Genomic DNA, 24,378 nt, shown 5'->3' with positions numbered 1-24,378 from the left:
CCGTCTCCCGGCCTCAGCCGTCCAGCCGCGGGTTCAGCACGCGGCGCAGGCGGTCGCCCACCAGGTTGATCGAGCCGATCAGCAGGACCAGGGCCACGCCCGGGAAAATGCTGATCCAGTACTTGTTCGACAGCATGTATTCGAAGCCGTTGGCGATCAGCATGCCGAGCGACGGCTGCGTGCGCGGCAGGCCGATGCCGAGGAAGCTCATGGTCGCCTCCAGCGTGATGGCATGCGCGATCTGCAGCGTGCCGGTCACCACCAGCGGCGCCATGCAGTTGGGCAGGATATGGCGGAACATCACGCGCAGCGCCGGCAGCCCCTGGCCCAGCGCCGCCTCGACATACTCCTTGCGCCGCTCCACCTGCGCCGCGCCGCGCACCGTGCGCGCAAAGTAGGCCCACTGCACGATCACCAGCGCCAGCAGCGTCTTGTCCACGCCCTGTCCCAGCGCGGCCAGCAGGATCAGCGCCACCAGCACCGCCGGCAGGCTCAGCTGCAGGTCGACCACGCGCATGATCGCGGCATCGACCACGCCGCCGAAGTAAGCCGCCGCGAGGCCAACGGCACAGCCGACCATCAGCGCAACCACCGCGCTGATCACGCCCACGCCCACGCTGATACGGATGCCGTAGAAGATCGCGCTGACCAGGTCGCGGCCGGCACCGTCGGTGCCGAGCCAGTAGTGCATGTTGCCTTCATAGCCGGCGCTGCCGGGCGGCAACTCCGAGTCGATCACCGACACCGAGGCCAGGTCATACGGGTTCTGCGGGCTGATGACATGGGCCAGCGCGGCCACCAGCAGCAGAGCGACGAGCAGCGCCAGTGCCGCCGCCGCGACGCGGTTGGCGACGAAGCGCCGCAGCAGCGTGGGCCGCATGGAGGACGGCATGATGGGCGGCGGCGCGTCAGGCGCGGCGGTTGCCGCCAGCGCCGGTACGGCAGTGTCAGGTTGGGATGCGGGCAGGGACATCGATGGGTTCTCTTCTTTTCTAAGGCTTCTGTGGGGTTAGATGCAGCCGGGCTCAGCCCGCCTTGTGGCGCAGCCGCGGATCGAGCACCAGGTAGAGCAGGTCGACCACCAGGTTCAGCACCACGAACAGCACCAGCGTGACCAGCAGGTAAGCCACCACCACCGGGCGGTCCAGCGCCAGCACCGAATCGATGATCAGTTTGCCCATGCCCGGCCACGAGAACACCGACTCGGTCACCACCGAGAAGGCGATCAGGTGGCCGAATTCCAGCCCGACCACGGTGACGATCGGGATCAGCACATTGGGCACCACGTGGCGCAGCACCAGCCGCGCGCCGCCCACGCCCTTGGCACGGGCAAACTTGATGTACTCCTGCCCCGCCACGTCGCGCGTGCCGGCCTCGGCCAGCCGCGCCACCAGCGAGATCTTGAACAGCGACAGCGTCAGCGCCGGCAGCAGCAGGAAGCGGATCCCTTCCCAACTGGTCACCGACAGCGGCATGCCGAGCACGTTGGTGACCGGCCCTCGCCCGCCCGAAGGCAGCCAGCCCAGGTTCACCGAGAACACCAGGATGCCGATCATGCCGACCCAGAACGTCGGCATGATCACGCCGCCCAGCGAGGCCGCCATCAACGCGCGCGCCAGCCGGCTGTCCGGCCTGAGCCCGGCAAACACGCCCATCGGGATGCCGATGCCCAGCGACAGCAGCAGCGCGGTCACGGCCAGTTCCAGCGTGGCCGGCACGCGGCTGACGATCAGCTCGATCGCGGGACGGTTGTAGATAAAGGAATCGCCCAGGTCGCCGCGCAGCGCGCCCTGCATGAAGCGCAGGTATTGCTGCGGCACCGGCAGGTCGAGCCCTAGCGCGTGGCGCGCGTCGGCCATTTCCTGCTCGGTGGCGGTGGGGCTGACCAGCAGGTGCACCGGGTCGCCGATCAGGTTGACGGCGCAGAAGGTCAGCACCGACATCAGCCACAGCACGACGATGCTTTGCAGCAGCCGCTTCAACAGGGTTTCGAGCATAGCGATCAGGACAGGAAGCGGTGAATCGTCAGGGTTGCGCCGCAGCGGCCGCCGCAGGCGCTGCGGGGCGGATATTGGCGGCGTAGGTAAAGCCGTCAGCGCGCGGCTGCACCGCCAGCCCGGCGCGGTAGGCCCAGGCGGCGCGCAGGTGGTGCAGCGGCACGATGCCGGTGTCGGCGGCCAGCATCTCGGCGGCGCGGCGCTGCAACTGCTCGCGCTGCGCCGGCGCCATGGTGCGCATGGAGGTTTCGACCAGCGCGTCCAGCGCGGGATTGGCATAGCCGCTGCGGTTGTTCGCGCCCAGGCCGGCGGCCTGGTCCTGCCTGTGCGCCACCGCGACCAGCGGCTCGAGCGAATCGCCGCTGACCGCCCCGATGCCGAGCAGGAAGGCGCTGAACTCAGGCTTGCCGCCCTCGCCGCCCGAGGTGGCACGGGTGATATAGACCGAGTACGGCAACGTGCGCACCTCGGTGCGGATGCCGGCGCGGGTCAGCATCTGGCCCACCGCCTCGCAGGTCTTGGCGTCGTTCAGGTAGCGGTCGCTCGGGCAGTGCAGCGTCAGGCGGAAGCCGTCGGGATAGCCGGCCGCGATGAGCAGCCGGCGCACTTCCGCGGCGTCGGCGCGCGGCGCGGGAACGCCCGGGGCAAAGCCGAAGAAACCTGCCGGCACCATCTGCCCGGCGGGCACTGAATCCCCTTTGGTTACGCGCGCCGCGATCAGGTCGCGGTCGATTGCGATGCTGATGGCCTGGCGCACGCGCGCATCGCGCAGCGGGTTGACGGGCAGTGGCCGGCCGGCGGCATCCTGCACGTAGGGCGACACCGCCCGCCCCTGGTCGAGCTGCAGGTAGTTGAGCATGTACGACGTCGCCGACACGGTGCGGATACGGCCACTGGTGCGCGCGAAAGCTTCGGCAATGCTGGCCGACGAGGCATCGATCACGTCAACCAGCCCCGACAGCAGCGCCGACGCCCGCGCCGGCTCCTTGGGGATGAACTGGAACACCACGCGCTCCCACGGCTGCGCGCCGCCCCAGTAGCCGGGGTTGCGCGCCAGCGTCAGTTGCTGGCCGTGCTCCCACGCCACCAGACGATACGGGCCGGTGCCGATGCTCGCCTGGCCATGTGCGAAGTCCGCCTCGCGCACGCCCTGCCCCAGCCCGTGCGGCAGCATCGCCACCATGCCGATGTTCTGCGGCAGCACCGGGTTGGGCGTGCGGGTGCGCACGCGCAGCGTCAGCGGGCCCGTGGCCTCGACCGCCTCGATCGACTTCAGGTAGGTGCGGAAGGTGCGTGCGCCGGGCAGCTTGCGCGCGCGCTCGATCGAATAGCGCGCGTCCTCCGCTGTGAACGGGGCGCCATTACTGAACTTCACACCCGGGCGCAGCTGGAATTCCCAGCTGTGATCGTCCAGCTGGCGCCAGTTGGTGGCCAGCAGCGGCACCGGGCGCAAGGCGTTGTCGAGGCCGACCAGGGTCTCGTACACGTGGCCCCACAAGTTGCGGCCAGCGGCGTCGAGCACGTGCGGATCGGCAGCGCTGACCTCGGCCTTATAGCCGATGCGCAGGTCGGCGGCATGCGCCGGGCGGCTTGCCGCTGCGACTGCGGACAAGGCAAAGGCAAGCGCCAGCGCGGCATGGGCGAATCTCGCTGAGGGAAACATTGTTTCATTTACCGATACGATGTATCGAAGAATAAAACATCAGGGCAAGAGCAGTAACGCGGGTTTACCCGAAAAACTAAAAATCAGGACAAACAAAAAGCGGCGCCGAAGCGCCGCTTATGAGTTGCCAACTGTTACGCAATCGGGGCGTCAGCGTCAGCCGCCCGCATACCCCAACGCTCGCGACAGCGCCGCGGCCTCTTCCACCACCATCGCGACATGCCGGTCCAGCGCCTCGGGCGTGGTCCGGCTGGCCGGGCTGGCAATGCTCAGCGATGCCACCACCGCTCCGCCGTGGTCGCGCAACGGCGCCGCCGCCGACACCGCGTCGGCATCGCGCTCGCCCAGCGATACGGCATGCCCGGCAGCACGGATCGCGGCAAGCTCCTCGCGCAACTGCTCCGCCGTGACAATGGTGCGCTCGGTAAAACGCTCCAGGCTGTGCGCCGCCACGGCATCGACCACCTCGGGCGCTGCGAACGCCAGCAGCAGCTTGCCCGAGGCCCCCACATGCAGCGGCCTCCGGTTGCCCACCTCCGTATGCACGCGCACCGATTGCGACGATTCGTGCCGCGCCACGCAGACCGATTCCAGCCCGTCGCGCACGCGCACGATCACGTTTTCGCCGCAGGCCGCGCCGATCGCCGCCAGCCGCGGCGCCACCACCTTGACCAGGTCGAACTGGTCGCGCGCGGCGTTGCCCACCAGCAAGGCGTTGTAGCTGAGCTTGTAGACCGCGGCCGCCGGCTCGCGCGCGATCATGCCGCGATGCTCGAGCGTGGCCAGCAGGCGGAAGGCGCGGGCCTTGGTCAGTCCCGCGCGGCGGGCGATCTCGGTCACCCCGAGCGAAGGATGCTCGGCCACCAGCATCAGCAGGCCCAGTGCCTCGTCCACCGCGTCAACGATGTATGTCATCGAGTCTTCTTACATGTATTGAGAAATGTCCCATCGCGGATTGTAGCGGCCGGCGCCGGCAGCGGGGCCTCGTGCGCTTCTGCCCGGCAAACACTGCCTTCGGCAGATCCGAATTCCATAATCGCCCGGCATCGCACAATACAGCCGACCCGGCCTGAGCGTGCGCCGGCCCAGAGACAAGAAAGCAAGAACGGAGACACCGGTGTACCTGACCCGAGCCCTGCACCGTTCGCTGCAACAGCAGCCGGACGAGATCGTCACCATCTTTCGCGGCCGGCGCCGCAGCTACCGCGAGTTCTGCGCGCGCGTCGCGCGCCTGGCCGGCGCGCTGCAGGCGCTGGGCATGCGGCCGAACGACCGCGTCGGCATCCTCGCGCAGAACTCCGACCGCTACCTTGAGTTCGCCATGGCCGCGTGGTGGGGCGGCGGCGTGCTGAACCCGGTCAACGTGCGCTGGAGCGTGCCGGAGGTGGTCTATTCGCTCGATGACTGCGATACCGCCATCCTGGTGGTCGACGACCAGTTCCTGCCGATGGCCGACGGCATTCGCGCCACGGCGCGGCGCGAGCCGGTACTGATCCATGCCGGCGACGGCGAAGCGCCCGCCGGCATGCTGTCTTACGAACGGCTGATCGAAGACGCCTCGCCGGTGCCGGATGCGCAGCGCGGCGGCGGCGACCTCGCCATCATCATGTACACCGGCGGCACCACGGGCTTTCCCAAGGGCGTCATGCAGACCCACAGCTCGCTGTGGTGCGGCACCCTGCAGCGCATGGCCGACACCCCGCCGCTGAAGGGCGGCCGCGTGCTGCATACCAACCCGTTCTTCCATATCGCGGCGATCGCGCGCGTGCTGATGCAGTTCGTCGCGGGCGAGACACACGTCATCCTGCCGTCGTTCGAAGCGCGCGAGGTGCTGGAAACCATCGAGCGCGAACGCATCACCGAGCTGGGCATGGTGCCGACCACCATCCAGATGCTGATCCACCACCCCGACTTCGACAGGTGCGATCTCGGCAGCGTCCGGCGGCTTGGCTACGGCGCGTCGCCGATCAGCGCCGCGGTGCTGGAACAGGCGATGGAGAAGCTGCCCGGCGTCGAGTTTGCGCACTCATACGGCATGACCGAATCGATGATCGTCACCACCAACCCGCCCGACAACCATGGTAGCGCGGCGCGCGCGCAGGGGCTGCACCTGTCGGCCGGCTGCGCCGGCATCGGCATCGAGGTGAAGATCGCCGACGCCGAAGGCAACGAAGTGCCGCGCGGCACCGTCGGCGAGATCCTGGTGCGCAGCGGCGGCGTCACGCCCGGCTACTGGAACCGTCCCGAAGACACCGCCCGCGCGCTGCGCGAAGGCTGGCTGCATACCGGCGACGGCGCGTACATGAACGAACAGGGCTTTATCTTTATCGTCGACCGCATCAAGGACATGATCGTCAGCGGCGGCGAGAACGTCTATTCGGCCGAGGTCGAGAACGTCATCGGCCGCCATCCCGCGGTGGCGATGAGCGCGGTGATCGGCGTGCCGCACGAGAAATGGGGCGAGGCCGTGCATGCCGTGGTGGTGCTGAAGGCTGGCGCGCAGGCGACGGAAGACGAGATCCGCGAGCATTGCCGGGCGCATATTGCCGGCTACAAATGCCCGAAGAGCGTCGAATTCCGCCAGGCGCTGCCGCTGTCCGGCGCCGGCAAGATCCTCAAGCGGGACCTGCGCGCGGCGCACTGGCAAGGCAAATCACGCGCGGTGAACTGAGCGCTGCGGGGCCGGCGCCGTCGCGCCACAGCCGTCTCAAGCCATCCTCACGCCTTCGCCTCAATACTCGCGATGCAGCCGCGGCGGCTGATGGTCCAGACCGTGAACGGGTCCGCCGCGTGCGGGCGCGCTGCGCGAATGGAGCTTCGACGGTGACGGCATCGCGCAACTCGCCGGGCCGCTGCTTCTGCCATACAATCGCGCAATAGCTGCCCCTTGTCGCGCCAGGGCTGGGCGCCCCCGCGCCTGCGAGCCGGTGCAGCCGCTTGCACAGGCAAACATTGCCCGCGTTCCGATGTCCCACTCGCCACCCAGCCCGCCATCGCCACCCGGCAGCCCGTCCACCACGCTGCCCTCGCCGCCGTCGCGGCCGGCATCGCTGCGCAGCGCCGAGCGCGTGGTCGCGCGCGAACGGCTGCTGGCGCAGCTGACCGAGGCGCGCCGGCGACGCTGCATCGTGCTGCAGGGGCCGGCCGGTTACGGCAAGACCGCGCTGCTGAGCGCCTGGCGCCTGGACCTGCTGGCGCTGGGCTTCGACATGGCCGCGCTGGTGCTGGAACCCGCCGACAACGAGCGCCAGCGCTGGCTCGACCGCATGCTCGCCTGCCTCGCCGAAATCAACCCCGAGATCACCCGCGAGGCCGTGCTGCTGGCCGAGCGCGGCACCGACGACGAGGCCGTGGAGCGCGCCATCGTGGCGCTGGTGCGCGGCATCGGCGCGCATTCGCGCGAAGTGACGCTGGTACTCGACGACGTGCAGCATCTAGGCTCCTCACGCGTGCTGCAGCCGCTGCAATGGCTGCTCGACTACGCCCCGCCCAACTTCCACGTGGTGCTCGCCACGCGCGCGGCGCTGCCGCTGTCGCTGGGGCGCCTGCGCGACCAGGGCCAGCTGCTGGAACTGGACCAGCGCGACCTGCGCTTCACGCTGGCCGAATCGCAGCACTTCCTGCGGGCCCAGTTGGGCGAGATCGGCGCGCGCGATGCGCGCCTGCTGCACGAGCTGGCCGACGGCTGGGTCGCCGGCCTGCAACTGTTCGCCGCGCACTGGAAGCGCAAGAAGGCCAGCGCCAGCGGCATGACCTTCGCCAGCGGCCTGGTGCAGGCCAATGTGCAGGACGCCGGTGCCTTTGCCGAGTATTTCGAACGCGAAGTGCTGTCGCGGCTGGCGCCCGACGAAGCCGAGCTGCTGGTGCGCGCGGCCGCGTGCGAGCGCTTTACCGCGTCGCTGTCCCAGGCGCTGGGCCAGGCGCTGGACCAACAGGCGATGGGCGAGCACGAGGTGCTGGCCCTGCTGACGCGGCTGGAGCAGGAGAACCTCTTCATCACCCCCACGCCCGGCCCCGAACGCGAAGCCTGGTACCGCCTGCACCCGCTGCTGCGCGAGACCCTGGCCGAGCGCTTCCGCGCGCGCAGCGAGGCGCAGCAGCGTGCCGTCCACGGCGCTGCCTGGCGCTGGTTCCGCGACCACCGCATGCTGGCCGAGGCCGTCCGCCACGCCGTGCTCGCCGGCGATGCAGGCACCGCCGCCGAACTGGTGCAGCGCTATGCCGACACGCTGATCGCGCGCGGCGAAGTGCGCAAGGCGCTGGGCCTGCTGCGCCTGCTGCCCGCCAGCGAGGTCGAGGCACGTCCGGAACTGCGGCTGCTGGCGCTGCGCATGCAGATGCTCACGCGCGACCTCGACGGCTGCGCCGCCGCGGCCGACCGGCTCGAAGCCGACATCGGGTCCGGACCCGGCAGCGCTTCGCTGCGCTACCGGCTCGCGCTGCTGCGCTTCGGCCTGGTGCTGCTGCGCGACGACACCGCCGGCGCGCTGGCCTTGCTGCCCGAGGTGGAAGCCGCGCCGGCAGACACCACGCCCTTCTACATGGGCTCGCGCAACAACCTGCTGTCGCTGCTGTACATGCACCTGGGCGACTATGAGCGCGCACGCGCGCTCCAGTCCGCCGCGCCGCCGCTGCTGGTCGACGGCGTGCCGCTGCTGGGCACCGCCAGCGGCATGCTCAACGGCCGCTGCCTGATCGGGTTCAGCCATGCGATGGAAGGCAACGTGACGCAGGTCGAGCGCATCAGCCGCGACGTGCTGCGCGAAGTCGAACCGGTGGGGCACGGCGGCGCCGGTGCCGAGCCGGAATACTTTGCCGCCGCGTTGCTGGGCGAAGTGCTGTACGAGCACAACGACCTGGACGCCGCGCGCAAGCTGCTTGAAGACCGCGTCGACGTGATGGAGCGCGTGTCGATCCCCGATTCCGTGCTGCGCGTGCATACCGTGCTGGCCGCGGCGCACTGGATCGTCGGCCACCGGCTCGATGCCTTCGCCCAGCTGGAGCGCCTGGAGGACTACGGCACGCAGCAGCGGCTGGACCGGCTGGTGGCGCAGAGCCTGTCCAACCAGGTCCGCCTGCACCTGGCCGGCGGCGACATCGCCACGGCCGAAGCGGTGCTGGCGCGGCTCGACGCCATTGCCGCTCGCCACCGCGATGCGCCGCGCGGCTTCCTCGACGCGATCCACATGGTGACCGAGCGCGCCCACGTGATGGCCAGCCTGGCGCATGAGGACCTGCGCGCCGCCTGGACGCGGCTGGCGCCGCTGATTGCCTACTGCGAGACGCGCGGCTGGCAGCGCCACGTGGCGCAGCTGCACATGCTGGCCGCGGTGGTTGCCACGCGCCGCGGCGAACCTGTCGCCGCGCGCGAGCATGCGCTCGAAGGCCTGCGCCGCGGCCACCGGCTCGGACTGATGCGCAGCCTGATCGACGCCTTCCCCGGGTCGATGCGGCAGATCGACAACATCGCCGGCACGCCCGGGCTCGATCCGGTGCTGGCGTTCTACATCGAGCGGCTGCAGCAGGCCATGCCGGAGCGGGCACCGGCCGGCGCGGCGGCAACCGGCGCAGTGCCCGCGGGACAGCCAGAGGGCCGCACCGAAGAACTGAGCGAGCGCGAGGCCGACGTGGTGCGCCTGCTCGGCCAGGCGCTGCCGAACAAGAAGATCGCGCGCACGCTGGGCCTGTCGCCGGAGACGGTGAAATGGCACCTGCGCAACATCTTCCGCAAGCTCGGCGTGAGCAGCCGCGACGAGGCGGTGGCGCGCGTGCGCGACCGCGAGCTTGCCCAGGGCAGCCAGCTGGCCGACGGGGCGCGCTGACACCGCTACGATGGGTTCATCGATCGGCTCGCCGCTGCGCAGCACCACCGCGCCGCTGCCCGCCTCCTTCGTGAGACCATCAACGGCTCGGTCAAGCACCACCATCTCGGCATCCCGCGTAGCTTTTCACCCAGCCGCCCGGCCACGGGGGATACGGCGACTCAGCCGGCGCTGGCGGTGCGCTTGCGGAGCAAGTAGCGTTGCGATCCCTCCATGACGCACACGTCGTTCTGGTTGCGCACCTCGGCCCGCATCGCCAGCACGCCGGTGGTACGCCCTGGCACCAGCTCGCTGACCGTGAGGCTGCTGTACAAGGTGTCGCCCACATAGACCGGCGCCAGGAAGCGGCTGCTCTGCTCGATAAAGCCCTTCAGCGATTCCTCGACCATATGCGGGAACAGCCCCGCTCCTGCCGCAGTCTGGATCACGACCTGAAAGCCGTGGGCGAGCATGTGCGGCATGCCATGCGCGCGGCAGTACTCAACGTCGTAGTGGACCGGATGGTTGTCGCCGCTGGCCAGCTGGAAGGCGGCGAACAGCGCGTCGGTCATAGTGCGTGACGGCAGGTTGAAACGCTCGCCGAGCTCGAAATCCTCGAAGTAGCGTTGCGGGCAAAGCTGGTAGGCCTTCATCGGTTCTCCTTGTTGCGTGGTATCGCTCGCGGTCTGCCGGGGATTCCGGTCATTCCGCCTTCATGTTGGTGGCAACGGCCACGCGTTTCCACTTGTCCAGCTCGGCACGCAGGAAATCGCGCAGGCCCTGCGGCGTCGGCATGCTTTCAAGCACCAGGCCGAGTTCGTAGCCCTTGCTCTGCAGCGCCGGATCGCCGAGCGCCTCGCCAAGCGTCGCCGAGAGTTTCTGGATCACCGCAGGCGGCGTCTGGACCGGTGCGAACACGGCGTTCCAGGTGTAAGCCTCGTAACCGGCAACCGCTTCGGCGATCGCCGGCGTGTCCCTGGTCTGCGGCAGCCGTTTAGCCATCGACGTTCCCAGCAGCCGCACCGTGTCCGCACGCACCTGCGCCAGACCGGTCGGCGCGCTGTCGATCATGAATTCGACATGGCCGCCGATCAGGTCGGCCATGGCCGGCGCGCTGCCGCGATATGGCACGTGGACAGCCCGCGTGCCCGCGGTGTAGTTCAGCAGCTCGCCGGCCAGGTGCGGGGCGCTGCCGACACCGGCCGAGCCATAGTTGACTTTCCCCGGGCGCGACTTCAGGTAGGCGATGAATTCCGGCAGCGTCCTGGCGGGCACGTTTTTGTTGACCACCAGCACCAGCGGCGCGCGCGCCGCCAGCCCGACCGGCGCGAAATCTTCCACCGTCCGATACGGCAGCCGTGCGTGGATACTCGGGTTGACGGCATGCGCGACCGTGGTCAGCAGCAGCGTGTAGCCATCCGGCGCGGCCTTGGCCGCGGCTTCCGTGCCGACAATGGTGCCCGCGCCCGAACGGTTCTCGACCACCACCGTGGTGTTGAGCTTGCTGCCCCAGCTGGCCGCCAGGGAGCGGGCAAAAGTATCGGTCGGCCCGCCGGCTGCATAGGGCACGATCAGCCGCACCGGCCGCACGGGGTAGTCGGCCTGTGCCGCTGCCGGCGGCACGCAGGCCAGCAAGGCCGCGGCGCTGCTTAGGGCGGTGGCGATCCTGCGCAAGTCTGAAGTCATGTCGGTCTCCTCGTTCTGGTTCGCGGCATCGCCATGGACTGGCTGCTGCGTCGAGCGGAAATATAAAATCCGAACTTCAGAACACACCAGTCGAAAGCGCCACGGGTCCCGTTAGAAATCTTCTAAAGCGCCCGCCGGCATGGCTGGAAATCGGAGACAAGCATGCGTTTCGAACTGACCGACCTGCGCGTATTTCTTGCCATCGCACAGGCCAGGAGCGTCACCGGCGGCGCCTCGGATGTGCACCTGACAGCGCCTTCGGCCAGCTACCGACTCAAGAACCTGGAACAGGCGATGGGCGTGCCGCTGTTCAACCGCACGCAGAAAGGCATGGCGCTGACGCCCGCCGGCGAAACGGTATTGCGCTACGCGCAGGCCATCATGGAAAACGTGGAACGCCTGCAGCGCGAGATGCAGCGCCATACCGACGGCATCGAAGGGCATATCCGCGTCTACGCCAACAGCAGCACCATGGCCAGCCTGCCGGCGGCGCTGAGCCGCTTCCTGGCTGCCTACCCCAACGTCAACGTCGACCTCGAAGAGCACCTGAGCGAAGACAGCGTGCGCGCGGTGATCGAAGACCGCGCCGACGTCGGCCTGGTGGCGGGCGCCATCGACCTGCGCGGGCTGGAATTCATCCGCTACGGTGTCGATGAACTGATGTTCGTGGTGCCGGCACGGCATGCGCTGGGGATGCTGGACAAGGTCACCCTGGCGCAAGCGCTTGAGCATGACCTGGTGACCGTCGGCAGCAAGAGCAGCAACTTCCTGTTCCTGGCCGACATGGCGGCGCGGGCCGGCATCAAGCCGCGCGTGCGCGTGCATGCCCCCGACTTTGCCGCGGCCATGCGCTGCGTGCAGGAAGGCGCCGGCATTTCGCTGGTGCCGCGTTCCGTCGCGGGCCCGCTGATCGCGCAGGGCACGGTGGAAGGCGTGGCACTGGATGAAGCGTGGGCGCGGCGCGAGCAGCGCATCGTGGTGCGAAGCCAGAAGGCGCTGCCGGCCTATACGCGGGACTTTATCCGCTACGTTGCCGAATGGGGAACGCCCGAGGCGGCATAGCAGGGGGGTATCGCAGCGTTCGAAGCACTCGAACAGGCCTTAGGAAATATCGACTATCCGGGCAGGAAGCACTGTTCCTATACTGGGTCGCCCCGGCCCGCGTGCCTCCCAGAACTCTACTGCTTCCTGCCATGCAAACCCAACCACGCCCGCTCGATGGCATCACCGTCCTGGCGCTCGAGCACGCCGTCGCCGCGCCCTTCGCCAGCCGCCAGCTCGCCGATCTCGGCGCGCGCGTCATCAAGGTGGAACGCCCTGTCGTCGGCGATTTCGCACGCGACTACGACCACACCGTGCACGGACAGTCGTCGTTCTTCGTCTGGGCCAACCGCGGCAAGGAGAGCCTGGCGCTCGACCTGAAGAAGCCGGAGGCAAAGGCCGTGGTGCGCACGCTGCTTGCCGGGGCCGATGTCTTTATCCAGAACCTGGCCCCCGGTGCGGCCCAGCGCATGGGGCTGGACTTCGCGTCACTGCATGAGGATTTTCCGCGCCTGATCGTTTGCGATATCTCCGGCTACGGCGACAGCGGCCCGTACCGCGACAAGAAGGCCTACGATTTGCTGATCCAGGCGGCGGCCGGCCTGATCTCTGTGACCGGCACCGACGGCGCGCCGTCGCGCACCGGCATCTCGATCGCCGACATCGCCGCGGGCATGTATGCCTATACCGGCATCCTCTCGGCGCTGCTGCAGCGCGCCCGCACCGGCACCGGCTTGCGCGTCGAAGTCACCATGCTCGAGGCGCTCGGCGAATGGATGTCGTACCCGCTGAACTTCGCCCACTACGGCGGCACGCCGCCTGCGCGCAATGGCGTAGCGCATCCCGGCATCGCACCCTACGGGCAGTACCAGACCGGCGACGGCGCCAGCGTGATCTTCGGGCTGCAGAACGAGCGCGAATGGCAGCGCTTCTGCGTGGACGTGCTGGAAGACCCCGCGCTGGCCGCGGACGAACGCTTCAACTCGAACCTGCTGCGCGTTGCCAATCGTGCCGAGCTGGACCAGGAGATCGGCCGGCACCTGCGCGGCATGACTCGCGAGCAGCTGGTCGAGCGGCTCGATCGCGGTGGGATCGCCAATTCGCCGTTGAACGACATGCATGACCTGTGGCGCCATCCGCAGCTCGCCGCGCGCGAGCGCTGGCGCGACGTGCGCACGCCGGGCGGCATGGTGCAAGCCTTGTTGCCGCCCGCGACGCTGTCGGGCGTGGCCGCATGCATGGGCGATGTGCCGTCCGTGGGCGAGCATTCCGTCGCCGTGCTGCGATCGATCGGGATGGCTGATGCGCAGATCGAAGCCCTGGCGGCGGCCGGTGCCATCTGAGGCACCAGGCGCGCAGGCGGCAGCCGGAGCGGCTGCCTGCCCGCTTCCAGCGCGCGTTACTTACTTGGCAAACAATGACGACAAGTCGGCGAAGGCCTTGATCTCCAGCGCGTTACCCGACGGGTCGAGGAAGAACATGGTGGCTTGCTCGCCAGGCTCGCCCTTGAAGCGGATATGGGGTTCGATGATGAACTCGACGCCTGCCGCCCGCAGCTTTTCGGCCATCGCCTCCCATTCGGGAATCGACAGCACCGCGCCGAAGTGCCGCACCGGCACCTGGTCGCCATCGACCGCGCTGGTCTTGCTGTGGCCGACTTCCTCCGGGGCCAGGTGCGCCACGATCTGGTGGCCGAAGAAGTTGAAGTCGATCCAGTCCGGCGAGCTGCGCCCTTCAGGGCAGCCGAGCAGCTCGCCATAGAATGCGCGCGCCTCTGCGAGATCGCGCACGGGGAAGGCAAGGTGGAAGGGAGGAATGCGGGGGGCGGTAGTGGTCATGGGCTCGGGCAAAGTGAGGCTAAGCGGGGAACGAATCGGGCGGCGGCGCTTGACAGCCATTGCGAAACCGCCATCGTCCACTTAGTCTAAGCATCGCCATCCACCAAGAAAAGCGATATATTTTTGCCCTGAGCAACAAATATTTCGATCAGTCGAAATGCTGCGCGAACTCCAGACTTTCCTCGCGGTAGTCCGATACGGCACCTTTGCCAACGCGGCCGCCCATATCGGGCTGACGCAATCGGCTGTCAGCGCACAGATCCAGCGACTGGAACAGGAGCTGGGCTTTGCACTGTTCGACCGCACCGGCCGCGCGGCCGTGCTCAATGCCGATGGCCGCGAAACGCTGGCGGTGGCCGAAGAGCTGATGGCGGTCTACGCCAGGCTCGGCCGCCATGCGGGCAGCCCGCGCACCGGGCTGGTCCGCATCGGCGCGATCGCATCGGTCCATGTGTCGTTCCTTGCCGATGCGCTGGCCAGCTTCCGGCACGAGATGCCGGGTTACCGGGTCAGGCTGGTGCCGGGGGTGTCGCTGAACCTGCTCGGCCAGGTCGATTCGGGCGAGATCGATATCGCGGTGATGATCAAGCCGCCCTTCGCGCTGCCTTCCGACCTGCAATGGCGCTCGCTGCTGACCGAACCGTTCGTGCTGCTGGTCCCTCGCGCCCAGGGCAAGCGGCCGTGGCGCGAGTTGCTGGAGAGCGAGCCGTTTATCCGCTATGACCGCGGCTCGTTCGGCGGCCGTGTGGTAGACCAGTTCCTGCGCCGTGCGCGGATCCCGGTCAGGGACGCGATCGAACTGGACGAATTGCAAGGCATCGCGCAGCTGGTCCAGCGGGGCCTTGGCGTCGCGCTGGTGCCGCTCACCGGCACGACGCCATGGCCGAAAGGCGTGGTGGCGCTCAGCCTCGGCGATGACACCTTCCATCGCGAGATCGGGCTGGTGGAGCGCCCGCCCCATAGCCGCCAGGCGGCGGCCACGCTGCTGGCGCAACGCATCGCGCAGGCCGCGCAGGGCATGGCGCGGGCGCCGTCCTGACGCCGCGCTGCGGCGGCGCCAGCCACGTCACTGCGCTGGCTTCAACTCGATCAGCAGGTCCTTCGCCGCCACGCGGTCGCCCTGCTTCACGTGCACCACGGCGATCTCGCAGTCGCGGTCGGCAGCGATATGGGTTTCCATCTTCATCGCCTCCAGCGCCAGCAGCGTCGTGCCCGCGGCCACGCGCTGTCCCGGCTGCACCGCCACGGTCACGATCGAGCCCGGCATCGGCGCCGCGATATGCAGCGGATTGTCCGGTTCGGCCACCGGACGGGTCTGGCGTGCGGATCCCGCTTGCGTGGTGATGCGCTGCTCGACCAGCGCCGTGCGCGATTGCCCGTTCAGCTCGAACTGGACCTTGATGCGGCCCTCCTCGGCATCGGGGTGCGTGCCTTGCAGCGAAACCAGCAGCGTCTTGCCCGCGGCGATGTCGATCGCCACCTCTTCCTGCGGCTGCAGGCCGTACAGGAATGCCGGCGTCGGCACCACCGAGGTATCGCTGTAGTTGCGCACATGCGCGTGGTAGTCCACGGCCTGCTTCGGGTACATCAGGTACGACGCCAGCTGGCGGTCGTCGAGCGCCTCCTCGCACGCCGCTTCCGCGGCGGCACGCGCGGCATCGAGGTCGACCGGCGGGATCTGGTCGCCAGGCCGGTACGGCGCAGGCGGCTCGCCGCGCAGCACCTTGCGCGACAGCTCGGCGGGGAAACCGTCGGGCGGGAAGCCCAGTTCGCCCTTGAACAGCGACACCACCGATTCAGGGAATGCGATTTCCTTGGCCGGGTCGCACACGTCCGCCGCAGTCATGTCGTTGGCCACCATCATCAGCGCCATGTCGCCGACCACCTTGGAGGTCGGCGTCACCTTGACGATATCGCCGAACATCCGGTTGACCTCGGCGTATGCCTGCGACACCTCGGTCCAGCGATGCTCGATGCCGAGCGAGCGCGCCTGCTCGCGCAGGTTGGTGTACTGGCCGCCGGGCATCTCGTGGCGGTACACGTCGGCGGTGCCGGCGCGGATCTCGGACTCGAACGGCGCGTAGTAGCGGCGCACCCCTTCCCAGTACATCGAGGCTTCGTGCAGCCGCTCCAGGCTCAGGCCGGGGTCGCGCTCGGTGCCGGCCAGCGCCGCGGCGATGCTCGACAGGTTGGGCTGCGAGGTCAGCCCGCTCATCGCATCGAGCGCGCCGTCCACGGCATCGCAGCCGGCTTCGATCGCGGCCAGCGCCGACGCTGCCGAGATGCCGCTGGTGTCGTGCGTGTGGAAGTGCACCGGCAGCCCAGTCTCTTCCTTGAGCGCCTTGACCAGCGCGGCGGCCGCCTGCGGACGGCAGATGCCTGCCATGTCCTTGATGCCCAGCACATTGACGCCGGCCTGCTGCAGTTCGCGCGCGATGCCGACGTAGTACTTCAGGTCGTACTTCGAGCGCTTCGGGTCGAACAGGTCGCCGGTGTAGCAGATCGCGCCTTCGCACAGCGCGCCGCTTTCGCGCACGGCATCGATCGCCACGCGCATGTTGCGCACCCAGTTGAGCGAATCGAACACGCGGAACACGTCAACGCCCGCGCTGGCCGCCTGGCGCACGAAGAAGCGCACCACATTGTCCGCATAGTTCGTGTAGCCGACCGCATTGGAGCCGCGCAGCAGCATCTGGAACAGCACGTTCGGCACGCGCTCGCGCAATTGCTCAAGGCGCTGCCACGGGTCTTCCTTGAGGAAGCGCAGCGCCACGTCGAAGGTGGCGCCGCCCCAGCACTCCAGCGAGAACAGCTGCGACAGCTCGCGCGCATAGAACGGCGCGATCGGCAGCATGTCCGCGGTGCGCATGCGCGTGGCGAACAGCGACTGGTGCGCGTCGCGCATGGTGGTGTCGGTCAGCAGCACCTGCTTCTGCTCGAGCATCCACTTCGAGAACTTCTCGGCGCCCAGCTCAAGCAGGCGATCGCGCGTGCCGTAAGGCAGCGGCGTGCTGTTGTCGACGGCGGGCAGCACCGGCTGCGGCAGCGGCAATGGCGGCAGCGTGCGGCCGGTCATTTCCGTGTGCCCGTTGACGCTGATCTCGCCCAGGTAGCGCAGCAGCTTGGTGGCGCGGTCCAGGCGCTTGGTGAATTCCAGCAGCTCCGGCGTCTTGTCGATAAAGCGCGTGGTGACGTCGCCGGCGCGGAACGCGGGATGGTTGATCACGTTCTCGAGGAACTGCAGGTTTGACGCGACCCCGCGGATGCGGAACTCGCGCAGCGCGCGGTCCATGCGCCGGATCGACTCGGGCGCGGTCGGGGCCCAGGTGGTGACCTTGACCAGCAGCGAATCGTAGTACGGCGTGATCACCGCGCCGCCATAGGCGGTGCCGGCATCCAGGCGCACGCCGAAGCCGGCGGCGCTGCGATATGCGGTGAGACGGCCGTAGTCCGGCAGGAAGCCGTTCTCCGGGTCCTCGGTGGTGATCCGGCACTGGAGCGCGTGGCCGTTCAGATGGATATCCTGCTGGACCGGCACGCCCGCGGCACGCACGACGATGTCGCCGTTGTCGTTGCGCGTGTTCTCGGTCATGCCGATATAGCCGCCTTCCGTGATCCGGATCTGCGCCTTGACGATATCGACGCCGGTGACCATCTCGGTGACCGTGTGCTCGACCTGGATGCGCGGATTGACTTCGATGAAGTAGAACTGGCCGGAATCGGCGTCCATCAGGAACTCGACCGTGCCGGCATGGGAATACCCGACCGCGCGCATCAGCCGCATCGCCGCCTCGCACAGCTCGGCACGGCCGGCATCGTCGAGGTACGGCGCGGGCGCGCGCTCCACCACCTTCTGGTTGCGCCGCTGCACGGTGCAGTCGCGCTCGTACAGGTGCACCAGGTTGCCGTGCGTGTCGCCGAGCGCCTGCACTTCGACGTGACGCGCATTGCGCACCAGCTTCTCGACATAGACCTCGTCGTTGCCGAACGCCGCCAGCGCCTCGCGCCGCGCCGCGGCCAGCGCGCCCTCCAGGTCCTGCTCGCTCTCAAGGATGCGCATGCCGCGCCCGCCGCCGCCCCAGCTGGCCTTGAGCATCAGCGGATAGCCGATGCCCGCGGCCAGGCGCTTGCAGGCCTCCAGGTCGTGCGGCAGCGGGTCGGTGGCCGGCATCACCGGCACGCCGGCCTCGATCGCCGCATTGCGCGCGGCCACCTTGTTGCCGAGCCGGCGCATGATCTCCGGCGACGGGCCGATCCAGCGGATGCCGGCATCGATCACGGCCTGCGCGAAGTCGGGATTCTCCGACAGGAAGCCGTAGCCCGGATGGATCGCATCGACCTTCGCATGGCGCGCGATGCGCAGGATGTCGTCGATATCGAGATAGGCCGCCAGCGGCTTCTTGCCCTCGCCGACCAGGTAGCTCTCGTCAGCCTTGAAGCGATGGAGGGCGAGGCGGTCTTCCTTGGAATAGATCGCCACGGTCCGGATGTTCATCTCGGCCGCGGCCCGCATGACGCGGATCGCGATCTCGGAGCGGTTGGCAATCAGCAGCGATTTGATGGGAGCGTAGTTCATGGCACGCACAAGGCAACTGAGACGCCGCGCGGGGCGGCACGGCGGCTCGGGTCATTCGAAGGGACAGCGCCACGGCAGGTGCCGTGGCCGGCGGCTAGTCGAAATGCGCAAACTGCGCAAACGGGGTGTGTGAATCCATCCAGTCGTCATGCCTGGCCACGGCCGCCCAGGCCCAGTTGGTGCGCTGTGGCGCCGGCTTGCCGCCGCAACGATCGTCGTGGCGGTGGCCGGTACGTGGCTGGCTGGCGTCTGCGGCAAGCGCGCGGCATTCTGCGCCAGTCGCGGCGGCTGCATTGGTTCCGTAGTACATCGCGGTGCATTCCTGTTCAAGACCAAGGGCGCCTGCCCTGCAACGCAATGCGATCGTCGGGTCACGGCAGCTTTGCCGGCACGACGGCTGGACGTGCGGCGTGTCTGGGAGCGCAAAAAGCGGGCCAAGCCCGATTCCGTTGATTTGGCAAGATTCCGCGTTGCAAACCCGGCATACGGGTTTCAGAACTGAAATCCCGGATTTCATTGCTGCGCATAACCCTATCCCGGGCGGGGTTCCGTCGACGCAGCGCGGGCACGCCCGCCGCTGCCGCTTTACAATACGCGACGAAGTGGATCATTGCGTTCCCCTGATCCGCCGCCTTGCCGGTAACCGCCGACAGGCGCACATGTCCGGTCACCATCTTTCCCGGCGGCTTGCCCGCGGGCCTCGGCATTTTCTTCGATGAGCAACCTCTACCAGCAATCCATCCTCTCCGTTCACCACTGGACCGACACGCTGTTCAGCTTCACCTGCACGCGCGATCCGGGTTTCCGCTTCGAAAACGGCCAGTTCGCCATGGTCGGCCTCGAAGTCAATGGCCGCCCGCTGCTGCGTGCCTACAGCATCGCCAGCGCCAACTATGAAGAAACCCTGGAATTCTTCAGCATCAAGGTGCCGGATGGCCCGCTGACGTCGCGCCTGCAGCACCTGCGCGAAGGCGACCAGATTTTTGTCGGCAAGAAGCCGACCGGCACCCTGCTGGTCGAAAACCTGCTGCCCGGCAAGACCCTGTGGCTGCTGGCCACCGGCACCGGCCTGGCCCCGTTCCTGTCGATCATTCGCGACCCCGAGGTCTACGCGCGCTACGACAAGATCGTGCTGACCCACACCTGCCGCTTTGTCGACGAACTGGCCTACCAGCAACTGCTGAACGAGCACCTGCCCGAGCATGAGTACCTGGGCGAGATGGTGCGCGAAAAGCTGGTTTATTTCCCCACCGTCACGCGCGAAGACTTCCACACGCGCGGCCGCATCACCGAACTGATCGAGTCGGGCGAACTGTTCGAGCGCCTGGGCGTGCCCCCGTTCTCGATCGAGAACGACCGCCTGATGCTGTGCGGCAGCCCCGACATGCTCAAGGAAATCCGTGTCATGCTGGAGGAGCGCGGCTTCGAGGAAGGCAATATGAGCGAGCCCGGCCACTTCGTGCTCGAAAAGGCCTTCGTCGGCTAAACGGCTGCACCCCCGCAGGCGCGGCCTGCAGCCTGCGGGACTTCGCGCCCGCAGGTCCTTCCCGTCTATTCGAAGCGCTCCGTGAGCACCATTGCCTCAACCTGGCGCTTCTTCCAGAACAAATGATTGATGCGCGGCTGCAGCATCCGCAGCGCGGCGTCCTCCACCGCGTTGAAATGCACCGCCACCGCCGGGCGCGAGCCATCCCCCGGCAGGCGCTCGAGCTCGTCGAACGCCGGGAAGCCATAACGGATGAGGAAATCGCGGATTTCGTCGTCGGTGGTTTCCACGTCGACGTTCGAAAGCATCAGCACACTCATTGATGTCTCCTGAAGTCCTGAACGCCCTTGCGGGCGTGTCCCTGACCTAGGTTTATGGCAGGCGGGGCCAGAACGCAAATCGCGGCCCGGCGGCGTGCCCCGACACGCAGGTCCGGCCCGCCGACACCGGCCCATCGGATTCTGGTAATTCCGGGCACGGCACATATGATGGTGTCAAGGAAGCCGCCCGGCTGCCCGGCAATCGAGGAGGGACAAAATGCCGATATCGACAAGATGGCTGCTGACCGGCTTGCTGGCACTGGGCAGCGCCTCGACAGCCCTGGCGCAGCAATCCCCGCCAAAGGGCGCCGCAGGTGCCATCTCGGAAGCCGTGCAGGAAGGCAGCAACCCCTACCGCCCGCCGTCGGCGCCCACGCTCGACCCCGACCAGATTACGCGCGACAAATGCGAATCGCTTAAGGATCAGTACAACGCCGCATCGAAGAAGCGCACGTACCAGTCGACCACCACGACGACGCAGAACGCGCAAGGCCGGCCGATCACGAAGGTCGAGCGCGACAAGTCTCGCAAGGAACTGCAGCAAGTGTATCGCGACAATTGCACGTAGCGGTGCACGACGGTGCGGCCGGCCGATGCGCGAGGCCACAAATATCAGCGCCAGAAAAAACAAAACCCCGGAAGACCGCGATCTTCCGGGGTTCGCCGCCATTGCTGGCGGAGACGGAGGGATTCGAACCCTCGATCCAGGTTTTGGCCCGGATGCTCCCTTAGCAGGGGAGTGCCTTCGACCTGTGAGCCTTGCTGCGCAAGGCTTTGCGGCTCGTTGCACTCGCCGCGCCCTCGGCCGCGTCTCTTGGGAACTCTTACACCACGCAGTCCGCGTGGAAGGTTTCAGTGTAGCAGTTTCCCTGATTTTCGAGGCCATCTAGCGCGGGCACAATTCGCCCGCCTCCCGCCGATGGCGCGGGATCACAATCTGCACCGAGGAACGGGGCGCAAAGCACCAAGTACCGTGCATCCCACTTTTGAGGATGACGTACATGGGCACCATCATCGAGCGCCGTACAAGGCGTGGTATCGCCACGTTCCAAGCAAAGATTCGCTTCTCGGGCCTTCGCATCGTCTCGCGCACCTTCTCAAGCCGCGAAGATGCTGAGACTTGGCTCCGCGCTACCGAGCCGGAACTGAAAGCTCGCTCGCTAGAGACAGCAAGGGAGCAAGCGCATGCGAAGCTTGTGGAGGAGTTCAGGGAGAGGCCGCGCATAGTGGCGGATCTGTTGCACAGAAACCTACGCGAGGAGACAGTCCGCAAGAAAGGGGCTGAGGCCGAGGCTTTTCACACACGAAGCATTCTCAAATACCCCCTTGCCCGCATCCACCTTGAGAATCTGCATCGGCGGGACATCAAGGAGTGGGTTGAGCAACGGCTTCAGGACGTTGCGCCCAGCACAGTCAATCGAGAGCTGAACATCCTGAACGCGGCGTTCAAGTTGGCTGCCAACGAGTGGGATGTCGCGTTCTGCAAGAGCGTACTTATCACCGTGCGGCGGCCACAGAATCCCCCGAGCCGCGTGCGTAGACTCTCAGTCGAGGAGGAAACCGCCCTGCGCCGGGCAGGCGAGGAGACGCGGAACCCCTACGTTCTCTCGATCTTGGACTTGGCTCTGGAGACGGCGATGCGGCGAGGCGAGATTCTTGGGCTGGAGTGGGAGCGCATCAGCTTCGAGCATCGGTCGATCCAGCTTATCGATACTAAGAACGGCACGCCGCGTGGCGTCCCCTTGTCAAGGCGAGCAATGGAAGAGTTGACGCGCCTGAAACAAGTTGCTGCCCGCGAACTTGGCTGCACCCGAGAGATCGACGCCGGCCCTGTCTTCCCCGGCCTCACTATCAACGCCTTCAAGCTGGCCTTCGTGCGCATGGTGGACCGTGCCAAGGTGCAGAACTTCCGATTCCATGATCTGCGGCACGAGGCCACATCACGCCTGTTCGAGAAGGGACTATCGCAGATGGAAGTGGCGACGATCACGGGCCACAAGGACATACGGATGCTGGCCCGCTACACACACCTGCAAGTGAAGGACTTGGCGCGCAAGTTGGACTGATCTGCCTATGCAGAGCGAGCCAGTGTGACCTTGCAGCCAGGGTAGTTACTGCACCCCCAAAATGGCCCGCTCCTCCCCTTACGCTCGACCATCTTCACCCCACAGGCAGCGCATGACGGGGTGTCATAGTCACCCTTGAATGCCTGCGCCAGCAGCGTTGCCTGTTTGTACTGGTCTAGTGCGCGAATCCGTTCGATGATGGTCGCGCCGTCAAGCAATTGAATGCCGGCCCGTTCTGCCGAGTCCTGCACCGGCCGCCCGACGTAACCTGACAGCGACCAGAAGACGCCCCTGCGTACCTTGTGCTCATGCATTACGCCAGCCAATGCCCTCACTTGCTCCACCTTTACCGGCTTGCTCCACGCTTTGCACTGGACGACCGCCACGGGAACATCCAAGCCGGCCTTGTACAGAGTGGCGTCGATCCCACCATCCGGGCCGTCTTGACTGTGAATCCCATCGCCTCGTAATACCCCACGCAGAGCAATTCGAAACGCTTCCACTCCAAGAGCTTGAGCGCCTCAAGATTCCAGCTATTGATTTCAGGCTTCGCGCATTTCGTTGCCTTCGGCTCCGGGCTGCTGACTTCCTTTGATTCGGCTGATGTACCGGCTTGTCTCCGCCCATCCGAATGGCGTGGCTTCGGTTGCGCCTGGGACCGGCTGGCGCGGGGCCGTTGTGTCCGTGGCGTGAGTTGTTGTCGATTGTCGTCGCCTCCCCGCTGTCGTCGCTCACGGACGTATGACAGCACGCCGAGGAAGCCGAACATCACAGTTGGAATCCACGCGATCGAACGGCTCATCATGGCAATACCCGCCAGAAACGGATTCGATGCAAACGCAGCGGGCAACACACCACGGAACACAATGTAGGCTCCCACCGCCAGGGCAACCGACACCCACCACGGTGCATCCAGCAATACCTCGCTTAGCGACGGCTCGTTTCTCTTTCGACCCATTGTCCCAGCCTATTCTTGTTCTGCCGGCTATGCGATAGCACAGCAGGCGCAGAGGTAGCCGCGCCTCCGCCAAATCTAAGCGAGAAAGCCGCCCATTCGCGTTGCGCCGCACCAACACCCCGCCGCAGAGGGGTAACGTGCATCAATGCGCATCGTCGTTGCCCGCTCTGTGGCAAGCTGGTGGAGGTGGATAGCAACGTAGCAGCGTGCATCCCCCACGACCCATAGAATTCGAGTCGGCGGCCAATAGCTCTCTGGAGGAAGCATTGAAATCAAGGACAGCACGAACAAGAGAAGACCTCAAGCAGCAATTGCGTGACCAGCTTGAACTTTTGGTCATGGGCTGCGAACACTATGATGCGGGGCGGGAGGTAGCAGGCAAGCACATCGCCCTCAACTTGCGGGTTCTGCTGCACCAGACCCCGAAATCGCATGCGCTTCTGCAACAACTCGGCCTCCGCGGCGGGAACTACCTGGACACCGCCGGAGTGCTAAACCCGAATAACTTACTAACCGAGTGTAAGTTGACCGGTATGCAAATCACGACAGGGCACGGCGCACGCCATGTGCCCCTTGTGCTCATCGGCGGAGGAGCATTCGGCGCGAAGAAAGTACCGTTCGCAGAATGGTGGAACAACGCTGTGGTCAAAGACAAGGCAGGCCGGAACTTTAACCGCCGCGACTTGATCTTGAATGTCTCGAATACCGACGGCGGCGCTCACGTCGATCCCGAATTGGATGATGCTTACCTCCAGTTGTCGCGCCAGAATTCCTTAGGCTGGGAGTTCAACGCAGGTAATGGCATCTTGCAGCAAATGAGCGGCCCCGAACTAGCATGCACGAGGCAGATCGCCCACGAAGTCCTGTCCACGCTAGCGATCACGGCGTCCTGGGCCATTCCGCACAAACCGGCTTGATTCACTTGAAAGGCGACCCTCTCGCCCTT

At 66.9% G+C, this 24,378-nt stretch carries 20 protein-coding genes; 9 read left to right on the top strand and 11 right to left on the bottom strand.

Going from position 1 to position 24,378, the window contains the following annotated elements:
• Nucleotides 1-13: 13 nt before the first annotated feature.
• The 4 genes from VSR71_RS07435 to VSR71_RS07420 form a co-directional block, all read right to left on the bottom strand.
• Complete coding sequence (locus tag VSR71_RS07435; RefSeq protein ID WP_342913264.1) at nucleotides 14-973, bottom strand: ABC transporter permease; 960 nt, start codon at nucleotides 971-973, stop codon at nucleotides 14-16.
• 52 nt (nucleotides 974-1,025) lie between these two features.
• Nucleotides 1,026-1,997, bottom strand: a complete 972-nt coding sequence (locus VSR71_RS07430) for an ABC transporter permease (RefSeq protein ID WP_342913263.1) — start codon at nucleotides 1,995-1,997, stop codon at nucleotides 1,026-1,028.
• Nucleotides 1,998-2,025: 28 nt separating this feature from the next.
• Nucleotides 2,026-3,660: an ABC transporter substrate-binding protein gene (locus VSR71_RS07425; RefSeq protein ID WP_342913262.1), complete on the bottom strand. Its 1,635-nt coding sequence runs from the start codon at nucleotides 3,658-3,660 to the stop codon at nucleotides 2,026-2,028.
• 156 nt (nucleotides 3,661-3,816) lie between these two features.
• Nucleotides 3,817-4,575 (bottom strand): IclR family transcriptional regulator, encoded by a 759-nt coding sequence (locus VSR71_RS07420; protein ID WP_342913261.1) that lies wholly within the window; start codon nucleotides 4,573-4,575, stop codon nucleotides 3,817-3,819.
• A 202-nt stretch (nucleotides 4,576-4,777) separates the two neighbouring features.
• On the opposite strand from VSR71_RS07420, the gene VSR71_RS07415 reads away from it, so the two are divergent.
• The gene (locus tag VSR71_RS07415; protein ID WP_342913260.1) at nucleotides 4,778-6,331 is read left to right on the top strand and encodes a long-chain-fatty-acid--CoA ligase; all 1,554 of its coding nucleotides are present in this window, start codon (nucleotides 4,778-4,780) and stop codon (nucleotides 6,329-6,331) included.
• 295 nt (nucleotides 6,332-6,626) lie between these two features.
• On the top strand, nucleotides 6,627-9,482 hold the full coding sequence (locus VSR71_RS07410) for a LuxR C-terminal-related transcriptional regulator (RefSeq protein ID WP_342913259.1): 2,856 nt from the start codon (nucleotides 6,627-6,629) through the stop codon (nucleotides 9,480-9,482).
• 161 nt (nucleotides 9,483-9,643) lie between these two features.
• Here VSR71_RS07410 and VSR71_RS07405 read toward each other — a convergent pair whose 3' ends face one another.
• Complete coding sequence (locus VSR71_RS07405) at nucleotides 9,644-10,114, bottom strand: MaoC family dehydratase (RefSeq protein WP_342913258.1); 471 nt, start codon at nucleotides 10,112-10,114, stop codon at nucleotides 9,644-9,646.
• Nucleotides 10,115-10,163: 49 nt separating this feature from the next.
• Nucleotides 10,164-11,147 (bottom strand): tripartite tricarboxylate transporter substrate binding protein, encoded by a 984-nt coding sequence (locus tag VSR71_RS07400; RefSeq protein WP_342913257.1) that lies wholly within the window; start codon nucleotides 11,145-11,147, stop codon nucleotides 10,164-10,166.
• 162 nt (nucleotides 11,148-11,309) lie between these two features.
• Here VSR71_RS07400 and VSR71_RS07395 point away from each other — a divergent pair, with 162 nt between their 5' ends.
• On the top strand, nucleotides 11,310-12,209 hold the full coding sequence (locus tag VSR71_RS07395; RefSeq protein ID WP_342913256.1) for a LysR family transcriptional regulator: 900 nt from the start codon (nucleotides 11,310-11,312) through the stop codon (nucleotides 12,207-12,209).
• Nucleotides 12,210-12,340: 131 nt separating this feature from the next.
• The gene (locus VSR71_RS07390; protein WP_342913255.1) at nucleotides 12,341-13,531 is read left to right on the top strand and encodes a CaiB/BaiF CoA-transferase family protein; all 1,191 of its coding nucleotides are present in this window, start codon (nucleotides 12,341-12,343) and stop codon (nucleotides 13,529-13,531) included.
• A gap of 60 nt (nucleotides 13,532-13,591) precedes the next feature.
• Here the strand turns inward: VSR71_RS07390 and VSR71_RS07385 are convergent, their stop codons facing one another.
• Nucleotides 13,592-14,026 (bottom strand): VOC family protein, encoded by a 435-nt coding sequence (locus VSR71_RS07385; RefSeq protein WP_342913254.1) that lies wholly within the window; start codon nucleotides 14,024-14,026, stop codon nucleotides 13,592-13,594.
• Nucleotides 14,027-14,183: 157 nt separating this feature from the next.
• Here VSR71_RS07385 and VSR71_RS07380 point away from each other — a divergent pair, with 157 nt between their 5' ends.
• On the top strand, nucleotides 14,184-15,065 hold the full coding sequence (locus tag VSR71_RS07380) for a LysR family transcriptional regulator (RefSeq protein WP_342913253.1): 882 nt from the start codon (nucleotides 14,184-14,186) through the stop codon (nucleotides 15,063-15,065).
• A 27-nt stretch (nucleotides 15,066-15,092) separates the two neighbouring features.
• Here the strand turns inward: VSR71_RS07380 and VSR71_RS07375 are convergent, their stop codons facing one another.
• Together VSR71_RS07375 and VSR71_RS07370 are read right to left on the bottom strand one after the other, a co-directional pair.
• On the bottom strand, nucleotides 15,093-18,602 hold the full coding sequence (locus tag VSR71_RS07375; protein WP_342913252.1) for a pyruvate carboxylase: 3,510 nt from the start codon (nucleotides 18,600-18,602) through the stop codon (nucleotides 15,093-15,095).
• Nucleotides 18,603-18,696: 94 nt separating this feature from the next.
• Complete coding sequence (locus VSR71_RS07370) at nucleotides 18,697-18,912, bottom strand: hypothetical protein (protein WP_342913251.1); 216 nt, start codon at nucleotides 18,910-18,912, stop codon at nucleotides 18,697-18,699.
• Between the two features lie 405 nt (nucleotides 18,913-19,317).
• On the opposite strand from VSR71_RS07370, the gene VSR71_RS07365 reads away from it, so the two are divergent.
• Nucleotides 19,318-20,088, top strand: coding sequence for a ferredoxin--NADP reductase (locus VSR71_RS07365; RefSeq protein WP_342913250.1), 771 nt, complete (start codon nucleotides 19,318-19,320; stop codon nucleotides 20,086-20,088).
• A 65-nt stretch (nucleotides 20,089-20,153) separates the two neighbouring features.
• Here VSR71_RS07365 and VSR71_RS07360 read toward each other — a convergent pair whose 3' ends face one another.
• Nucleotides 20,154-20,408 (bottom strand): RNA-binding protein, encoded by a 255-nt coding sequence (locus tag VSR71_RS07360; protein ID WP_209757072.1) that lies wholly within the window; start codon nucleotides 20,406-20,408, stop codon nucleotides 20,154-20,156.
• Nucleotides 20,409-20,625: 217 nt separating this feature from the next.
• On the opposite strand from VSR71_RS07360, the gene VSR71_RS07355 reads away from it, so the two are divergent.
• Together VSR71_RS07355 and VSR71_RS07350 are read left to right on the top strand one after the other, a co-directional pair.
• Nucleotides 20,626-20,976: a hypothetical protein gene (locus VSR71_RS07355; RefSeq protein WP_342913249.1), complete on the top strand. Its 351-nt coding sequence runs from the start codon at nucleotides 20,626-20,628 to the stop codon at nucleotides 20,974-20,976.
• A gap of 433 nt (nucleotides 20,977-21,409) precedes the next feature.
• Nucleotides 21,410-22,474 carry a site-specific integrase gene (locus tag VSR71_RS07350; protein WP_342913248.1) on the top strand — a complete coding sequence of 355 codons (1,065 nt, stop codon included), beginning with the start codon at nucleotides 21,410-21,412 and terminating at the stop codon, nucleotides 22,472-22,474.
• Between the two features lie 5 nt (nucleotides 22,475-22,479).
• Here the strand turns inward: VSR71_RS07350 and VSR71_RS07345 are convergent, their stop codons facing one another.
• The gene (locus tag VSR71_RS07345; protein WP_342913247.1) at nucleotides 22,480-22,977 is read right to left on the bottom strand and encodes a restriction endonuclease; all 498 of its coding nucleotides are present in this window, start codon (nucleotides 22,975-22,977) and stop codon (nucleotides 22,480-22,482) included.
• Between the two features lie 721 nt (nucleotides 22,978-23,698).
• Between VSR71_RS07345 and VSR71_RS07340 the strand changes: the two genes are divergently transcribed.
• Nucleotides 23,699-24,349 (top strand): hypothetical protein, encoded by a 651-nt coding sequence (locus VSR71_RS07340; protein WP_342913246.1) that lies wholly within the window; start codon nucleotides 23,699-23,701, stop codon nucleotides 24,347-24,349.
• The last annotated feature ends 29 nt before the right edge of the window (nucleotides 24,350-24,378 follow it).

The sequence above is a fragment of the Cupriavidus oxalaticus genome (assembly GCF_038900635.1).
In the GTDB taxonomy this organism is placed as follows: Bacteria; Pseudomonadota; Gammaproteobacteria; order Burkholderiales; family Burkholderiaceae; genus Cupriavidus; species Cupriavidus oxalaticus_B.
The sequence above is the reverse complement of the archived record's forward strand: the minus strand, read 5'-3'. Positions and strand labels throughout refer to the sequence as shown.